The 8,101-nt window shown below is 66.1% G+C and carries 6 protein-coding genes; 2 read left to right on the forward strand and 4 right to left on the reverse strand.

The window, feature by feature from the left end; genetic code table 11:
* Positions 1 to 3: 3 nt before the first annotated feature.
* The 4 genes from ACK4SE_RS13175 to ACK4SE_RS13190 all read right to left on the reverse strand — a co-directional run bounded on the left by ACK4SE_RS13175 (position 4) and on the right by ACK4SE_RS13190 (position 5,542).
* Positions 4 to 1,167, reverse strand: a complete 1,164-nt coding sequence (locus ACK4SE_RS13175; RefSeq protein WP_409693546.1) for an SIS domain-containing protein — start codon at positions 1,165 to 1,167, stop codon at positions 4 to 6.
* Positions 1,160 to 2,449: a D-tagatose-bisphosphate aldolase, class II, non-catalytic subunit gene (locus tag ACK4SE_RS13180; RefSeq protein ID WP_409693548.1), complete on the reverse strand. Its 1,290-nt coding sequence runs from the start codon at positions 2,447 to 2,449 to the stop codon at positions 1,160 to 1,162. Before ACK4SE_RS13180 ends, ACK4SE_RS13175 begins: the two co-directional genes overlap by 8 nt.
* 118 nt (positions 2,450 to 2,567) lie before the next feature.
* Entirely contained in the window at positions 2,568 to 3,464 is an 897-nt protein-coding gene (locus tag ACK4SE_RS13185) for an EamA family transporter (protein WP_409693550.1), read from the reverse strand.
* The gene (locus tag ACK4SE_RS13190; RefSeq protein WP_409693553.1) at positions 3,461 to 5,542 is read right to left on the reverse strand and encodes a glycoside hydrolase family 36 protein; all 2,082 of its coding nucleotides are present in this window, start codon (positions 5,540 to 5,542) and stop codon (positions 3,461 to 3,463) included. The genes ACK4SE_RS13185 and ACK4SE_RS13190 overlap by 4 nt, the downstream gene beginning before the upstream one ends.
* Positions 5,543 to 5,681: 139 nt before the next feature.
* Between ACK4SE_RS13190 and ACK4SE_RS13195 the strand changes: the two genes are divergently transcribed.
* A complete protein-coding gene (locus tag ACK4SE_RS13195) occupies positions 5,682 to 6,785 on the forward strand; it encodes an amidohydrolase family protein (protein WP_409693555.1) in 1,104 nt (367 codons plus the stop codon).
* Positions 6,786 to 6,796: 11 nt separating this feature from the next.
* On the forward strand, positions 6,797 to 8,101 hold a 1,305-nt coding region (locus ACK4SE_RS13200), incomplete at its 3' end, for a glycoside hydrolase family 27 protein (protein WP_409693558.1).

Here is an 8,101-nt window from a genome sequence, read left to right on the forward strand (position 1 = left end):
TTCTCAGCCCAGCTCGTGGATCCGCACGCCCTGAACGACGCGGTTGACCGTGCCGGAGGTGTTGGGCTGGTCCGGCTTCAGACCGAGCCGGAGCGACTCGAAGAAGGCCAGAATCTGGGGCGCGACGATATAGGGGAACAGCAATTCCGCGTCGTCCGACGTCGCCAGACCCTTCACACTGATTTCGTCCCGCGCCTGCAGACCCACGCCGTCTTGCGCGGTGATGGCGATGACCCGGCCGGCGTCGTTGTCGCGACGCAGTTCCTCAAGGAGGTCCATGTCGTAGCTCCTCGTATAGGCGTCGTTCGAGAAGAAGACGAAGATCAGGGTTCGGTCATTGACGATGGTCTTGGGCCCGTGCCGGAACCCCAGCGGCGAATCGAACATGGTCACCAGGGCGCCGTTGGTCAGTTCAAGAAGCTTCAATCCTGATTCCCGAGCCAGACCCTTGAAGATGTGGCTGCCAAGATAGACGACCCGCTGATAGTCCTCTCCCGCCGCCGCCTGCATGACCGGGGTATAGTCCGCAATAACGCCCTGGGTGGCGCGTGCGATGGATTCGACCCGCTCGTCCATGACCGCCACGCCGGTGAACACAGCCAGAGCGGCGTAGGTCATGCACGAGAAGCTGGACGTCATCGCAAAGCTGCGATCATGGGTCGCTTCGGGCAACTGGACAGTCAGGCCCCTCGGCGCCTTGCCGTAGGCCGCCAGCGCGCCTTCCGCGTTACAGGTGATGATCAGGTGGTGCAGGTGTTTGATCAACCGGTCCGCCAGCTCGATCGCCGCAACGCTTTCAGGACTGTTGCCCGAGCGGCCGAACGAGACGAGCAGGGTCGGCGTTTCGGGCTCGAGATAGAGATGGGGGGCGCAGACCAGGTCCGTGGTGGCGATGGCCTCGACCCGCCGGCCAAGGCGCGCTGACAGCAGGGGCGCCAGACATTCGCCTGCGAAGGCGGACGTGCCCGCCCCCGTCAATATGATCCGAAGCCCGGGCTCCGCCAGAAGCGGGTCGAGGAATCCATCGATCTCGAGGTGGCGCGCCATCAGCAGCTTCTGGGTCTCGCGCAGCATGGCCGGCTGTTGCGAGATTTCGCGGGCGGTCCAGAGACCTCCCAACCGTTCCAGTTCGGACTCCGGGAGTCCCAGTTGGATCAGGTCAGACATGAGCAAGCTCCGGCTCCGGGGCGCAGGCGGTCCGATAAGGCTCCAGGGCGGCGCCGATATGGGCGATCACAAGGTTGGTCGGATCTGTGGGCAGGCCGGCGTCACGCAGGGCGGCGTTGGCGGCCGGCAGATACTGGCTGATCAGCGCCATGGGCGGCGGGTTGTCGGCGAGGTTGGCGAACATCCGGTCCTGCGCAGCGGAAATGGCCGGGTCCGGCCAGTAATAACGGATCCGGTCCGACAGACTGTATTGCAGGTCGAACCGCAGATCCGCGCCGATGGACTGGTAGTATCTGGCCCAGTGGCGCGGCTCGGCCGCCATCCGCTCGATGGCGGTGTTGCGGAAGCCCGACGCCTGGTCCTCGCCGATCCACTCGCGCTCGATGGCGTCCAGGGCCCACAGGGCCTCGCGCAGGGCGAAGGTGACCCCCGGCCCGACCTTGAGGATCGCGAAATGGTCCTCGACCAGCGCCTTCAACGCCCCGGGAGTCTGGTAGTCGGTCGAGTGCGCCTCGAAGACAAGGTGCGGCTGGTCATCCAGCGCGCTGCGCAGGCGGACCGCCTTTGCACGATCGTAATCGATGACCTTGTGGTGATCGAACTCGACCCCGGGCTGCACGACGACGGCGATGACGCGCGGCCAGGCGTCCGACAGACCCTCTTCGGCGAAGACGGCGCTGTGGGCGTCCAGGGTGGCGATGGCCGCCTCGGGGGTGGTCGCTTCCAGTTCGGGAAGGTCCTCCGCGGCGCCGCCCGGCACGGGGACCTCGGTGCCGATGACATAGACGCAGGGTTCGCCGCCGACCCGCCGCTGCGTCGCCTCGGCGACCTTGATCAGGCGCGCGGCGCGGCGCGCGATGACGTCCTCGGGCAGCGGGGTCGGATCGTCGACGCACGACATGGAGCAGTCCGCATGGATCTTGCGGAAGCCCGCGGCCACATACTGCTCGATCAGCACCTCCGCCCTGACCATCGCCTCTTCGGCGGGAAGGCTGGTCCACGGATTGGGACCCAGGTGGTCGCCGCCCAGAAGCACGCGATCGACGGGCAGGCCGGTGCCGCGGGCGATAGCGTGAACGAAGTCGCGAAACCCGTCCGGGGTCATGCCCGTATAGCCGCCGTCCTGGTTGACCTGATTGCAGGTGGCCTCGATCAGAAGCACATCGACCCCGGTCCTGAGGGCGTGAACGCACGCCGCCTCGATGACCAGCGGGTGCGCTGAACAGACGGAATAGATGCCGCAGGCCTGCCCGGACTTGTGCCGGGCTACGAGGTCAAGCATCGCCTTCATAAGAGATCCCTTTGATGACACGCGGACTCTAATGAAATCGAGGCAAACCGCAACCAAAACAATGAAACCGAAACTTCAACTGAGGTTTCGTTGCGTATTCTCGATGCGCCTAGGGGGCCGAGGCCAGGAGGGCCGCCGCGATGACGGCAAGCCCCAGACCCACCATCTTGAGCTCCCCCGGCAGGACGCCGACGAGCAGCAGGGAAATGGCGGCGGTGACCAGCGGGCCGCCGGCGTTGGTGAGCGGCGCCACCACGATCGCCTTGCCGTATCGGAAGGCGTAGACGAGGCACAGGGCGCCCACCGCGTTGAGCATCTGGATGACGCCCGCCAGCCACGGCCCGTCCCAGCCCCAGTTGATCGGTTCCGAGAAGTCGGTCATCGCAACCGCGACCGGCGTCAGCAGCAGGCCGGTCAGCATCATGTAGAAGAAGATGCTCTCGGCGCTCATCCGGTGGTTGGCCAGCTTCATGAAATAGGCCTGCACGCCCCAGCAGAGCATGATGATCAGCGCCAGCGGGAACCAGGTCGACCCCTGCGAGAATGAAAAGCCCTGGGGCGAGAAGTCGAACAGAGGCAGGGCGACCAGGGCCAGCACGACGCCCAGGGCCCCCAGACGCGAGGTGCGCTCCTTGAGGAGCAGTAGCGACAACAGGATGGTGATCAGCGGCGACAGGGAAATGATCGGGAAGATCAGATAGGCCGGTCCCGTCGTCACCGCGTAGAACAGGATCATCTGCCCGCCTGCGCCGGTCAGACCGATCAGAAGGCCGTAGAGGATCGATCTGGGATCGCGATCCAGCCTCCACTTTGCCCGGTGCATGACCAGGACCGCCGGCAGAACCATGGTGAGGGCCCAGACGCAGTAGACCAGGGTTTCGGGGAAGCCGCGCTGGGCGGAAATGCCCGCGAACGCCCCCCAGACCCCCCACAGGCCGACGGTCAGGAAGGCGAACAGCAGCCAGCGGCGGGACGTCACGGCGGGGGTCGCGGGAACGTCGGTCACGCGCGTCCGCCTTCGATGGGAGTGGCCTCAAGCAACAGGAACCGCTCGAACCGGGCGGGAATGCGCGCGGCGTCCGCCGTTGCCGTCCCCAGGTCGGCCCCGTTGAAATAGTCGGTCAGGCGATAGCCGCCCTCGCCGAGCCCGCGCAGTTCGACCTGCCCGTCCCACGCCTCAGCATAGAAGGCGTAATAGAGCCGGCCGTCCTTCTCGATCGCATGGGCTTCCGGCTTGTCGAAGCCGATATCGTACAGTTCTCCAAGGTACCGGCCCCTGGGCAGCATCTTCGCATTGTAGAGGTCCGCCCATTTGCGCCACACGGCCTCGCGTTCAGCCGTAAGGCGGAAATTGGCGTCCGGCCCCCGTCCCTCGTTCGGCCAGGTGAATTTGGTCGAGATGACCGCGCCGATGCCGACGGACGAGGCGAAATCGTCGCCGCCGTCGCTCAGCTCGACATGGTCCCCGGCATAGGCGGCGTCGCGCCCCATCAAGGCCTTGAGCGACTTGCCCTTCAGACGCACCTGCCAGGACGAGAGCGGATCCGACGCCGGAACCTGGTTTGTGTAGGGCAGATTGTGGAAGGCGTAGGACGTCCCACACGGACAGAACTCCACCACGGCCTCGGGATTGGCGTCCCGGGCCGTATCGTAGACCATCTTCCAGAAGTCCTGGAGCTGTTCGACCGACTCCTCCGGGCGCGCATGGTTGTGGGCCGGGTTGTGACAGGGGGCCACGCCGTTCATGTGCTGGCCGTCCAGCTTGAGGCCCTCGTAACCCCATTCGCCGATGATCCTGCGGATCAGCGCCTGGGTGTAGTCGCGGGTCGGCTGGTAGGCCGGGCACAGGTAGAAGGCGTTCCACCAGGTCACGTCCTGCACCGCCCCGTTCTCGTCCAGCAGCAGCATGTCGGTATGGTCGTGCAGCAGGTCCGACCCCGGATCGACGGCAAGGGGCGCCAGCCACAGCCTGGGCTTCAGGCCCGCCGCGCGGATGTTGCGGGCAAAGGCAATCATGTCCGCATCGCTGCGGAACTTGCGGGGATTCAGGTCCCAGTCGCCCTCGTTGGTCTGCCAGCCGTCGTCCAGCACCGCCCATTTGAAGCCCAGATCCCTGACCTTGGCGTAGGTGCCCTCGATCTCGGCGACCGTGAAATCGCGGTCGTAGCCCCAAGCGCACCAGATGGCCTCATAGGCTCCATCCGGCGCGGTCGGCGCCGCAAGGCCCCGATCCGCCATCACCCGGCGGTAGGTGTCGAGCGTTGCGTAATAGTCGCGTCGATGCACGGCTACGAAGGCGTCGAGCGAGCTCATTTCATCGCCCGGGTTCAACGTTACGGCCCGGGCCTCCTCAAGGGCCACGGAGGCGCCGGCAGGCGAGGCGACGATCGGCAACGAGATCAGCTTGGGCGTCAGCTCGATGTGGCCGACGGCGATACCCGCGTCCGGCCGCCAGACGTCGGCCACGGGCGTGCCCGACCCATAGTCGGAGGCGTTCATGCCCATGAAATTGGCCTGCTCGAAGCCATCGCCCACCGGCTGAACCCAGTCGCGACGATCGGCATGGGTCGAGCCGGACCAGGACCAGAAGCCCCCCCCGGAGGACTTCAGAATATGCGCCCCGGCACGGTAGCTCTTGATCGCGAGGGCGTCGCCGCGCGTGTGTCGCCAAACGACCTTCACCAGGGGAAAGCCCGGGTAGCGGTCGTAGAAGGTCAGGCTGACGCTCTTTTCCAGACCTTCGGCGGAAACGCCGCGCACCGTGTGCCGCACGCCCTCGCCGTGGACATCGCGGACAGCGGTCCGGCTCTGGTCGACGAACGGGAAGCTGTCGATGATCCGGTCGTCGTCAAGCGTCACCGTTTCCGAAGCGGCGAAGTCGCTCAGCGCGGACGCCCGTCCGGTCAGGTTGGAGATCAGCCGACTGTTCAGGGCCGAGTCGAACTCGACCGTCAGGGCCTGATCCCCCGCGCGCGCCACCACTGGCCCGGCCCAGGCGCGGCCCGGGCCGATCGCCCCGGCGGCCAGGATGGTTCCTCCTGACAGGGCGAGCAAACCACGGCGGTGAAGAAGGGGTTTCATCATCGTCGTCGCACCCTCTTTTGACGATCAGCCTGGAAATAATCTTGCATAGGCCGGTTTCCGAAGGCAAACAAAAAGACGCACAACGAAACATTCGCGTTCGTTTCGACGTCGAGCGCTGCCGACTGGAATGGAGGTCGTGATGAAGCTCAATGCCCGCTGGTCCTGCGCCATGGCCGTGCCGCTCGTGGCGTGCGTGACGCTGTCCGCCTGCACCACCCTTGAGGGGGAACCCTACGCCGCCTCGGACTTCGCCACGGTGCGCAAGATCGACGCCCACGTTCACGTCAACGTCGCCGACGACGCCTTCCTGGACCAGGCGGCGGCCGACAATTTCGAGATCCTGTCGATCAACGTCGACTACCCCGCCTTCCCCTCGATCAGCGATCAGGCCGAGGTCGCGCACCACTACGCCGAGGCGGAGCCCGAGCGCTTCCACTACGCCACCACCTTCTCCATGCAGGGGTTCGGCCAGGCCGGCTGGGCGGACCGCACCCGGGCTGCGATCGACGCGGAAGTCCGTCGGGGCGCCGTGGGCGTGAAGGTGTGGAAGAATATCGGCATGGTCGAGCGGGACGATGACGACCGTCTGATCTTTATCGACGACGCCGCCTTCGACCCGGTCTTTCGCCATCTCGCCGCAACGGACGTGCCGCTGATCGGGCACCAGGGCGAACCCTATAACTGCTGGCTCCCGATCGAGGAGATGACGACGCGGAACGACCGGCTCTATTTCTCGGCTCACCCCGAGTACCACATGCATCTTCACCCCGAGATGCCCGGCTATGAGGAGCTGATGGCCCGGCGCGACGCCATGGTGGCGCGCAACCCGAATCTGCAGTTCGTCGGCGCCCACATGGCCAGCCTGGAGTGGAGCGTCGATGAGGCGGCCGCGTTTCTCGACGCGCATCCGAACGCCGTGATCGAACTGGCGGCCCGCATGGCCCAGATCCAGCACCAGTCCGTGCGGGACCACCGGAAGGTGCGGGACTTCTTCATCACGTACCAGGACCGCATTCTCTACGGCACCGACCTGACCCTCAATCCGGGGGACGACGCGCAGGGCTTCCGACAGTCGGCCCACGAGGTCTGGACAGCGGACTGGACCTATCTGGCCACCGGGGCCACCCGGCGTGTGGAGGACATCGACGCTGATGTGAGGGGGCTTGCCCTGCCCCGGTCGGTGATCGACAAGATCTATTTCGCCAATGCGCGGCGTGTCTTCTTCTCTCGTTCCGACCGCTGATCGGAGACTCCATGACCGTCCGCGCCCGCCTGATATCCGTCGCGGCCTGGGGCCTACTGGGCCTCGCCTGGCCGGCCGTCGCCCAGACCGGTCCTCTGGCCGATCCCCTGGCCGCCACGGGCGCCTGGTCGATCCCCGAGCGGTCCCACGCCCGCACCCCGCCCATGGGGTGGAACTCCTGGAACGCCTTCCGCACCGAGGTCGACGAGGCCAGGGTGCTCGGCGCGGCCCAGGCCCTGGTCGACAGCGGCCTGTCCGAACTGGGCTATACCTACGTCAACATCGACGACGGCTGGTGGCTGAGGCGCCGGCAGCCGGACGGTCGACTGGAGATTCGCACATCCATCTTTCCGTCGGCGCGGATCGAGGGTGAGGACTCCAGTTTCCGGCCTTTCACCGACGCCTTGCACGGGATGGGTCTGAAGGCGGGCATCTACACCGACATCGGGCGGAACGCCTGCTCCCAGGCCTATGACCTGCATTCACCGAACCTCCCGGAAGGCTCCACCGCCGAGCGTGAAGTCGGCCTCCACGGCCACGTGGATCAGGACATCAGCCTCTATTTCGCCGAATGGGGATTCGACTACATCAAGGTCGATGCGTGCGGCATCAATGTCTACGGGCCCGAGAACCCGCTGGTCGCCGAGCACGCCTATACGCCCGTGCCGCCCCTGATCGACCAGGCCTCGATCAACCGCACCGACGTGCCCGCCGTTCAGGCCCTGTATGGACAGGTCGCCGAGGCCCTGGCCCGGCACAATCCGGATGGAGACTATATTCTGGCCATCTGCAACTGGGGCTCGGCCGATGTCCGGTCCTGGGGCAAGGACGTCGGCCATCTGTGGCGCACCAGCGGCGACATCACCCCGACCTGGTCGCGGATGCTGCACAATTTCGACAGCGCCTCGACCCGCGCCCTCTACGCCGGGCCGGGCGCCTGGAACGATCCGGACATGCTCTTCGTCGGCCACGGCGACTTCGATCAGGACCACCTGACCGAAGCCCGGTCGCACTTCACCCTGTGGGCCATAATCAATGCGCCCCTGCTGATCGGCTACGACCTGCGCCAGGCGCCGCAGAGCCTGATGGACATCTGGGGCAACGCCGACCTCGTGCGGCTGAACCAGGACCCCGGCGGCCATCAGGGCGTCATCGCCTATGCCTCGGACGACGTGCAGATCATCATCAAGACGCTGTCGACCGGCGACAAGGCCGTGGCCCTGTTCAACCGAGGCCTGGCCGGGACGGACATCACTCTGACGGCGGCCCAACTGAAGTTCGCCCCCGGCGCGGCCATCCAGTTGCGGGACCTGTGG

Source organism: Brevundimonas sp. (assembly GCF_046293315.1).
In the GTDB taxonomy this organism is placed as follows: Bacteria; Pseudomonadota; Alphaproteobacteria; order Caulobacterales; family Caulobacteraceae; genus Brevundimonas.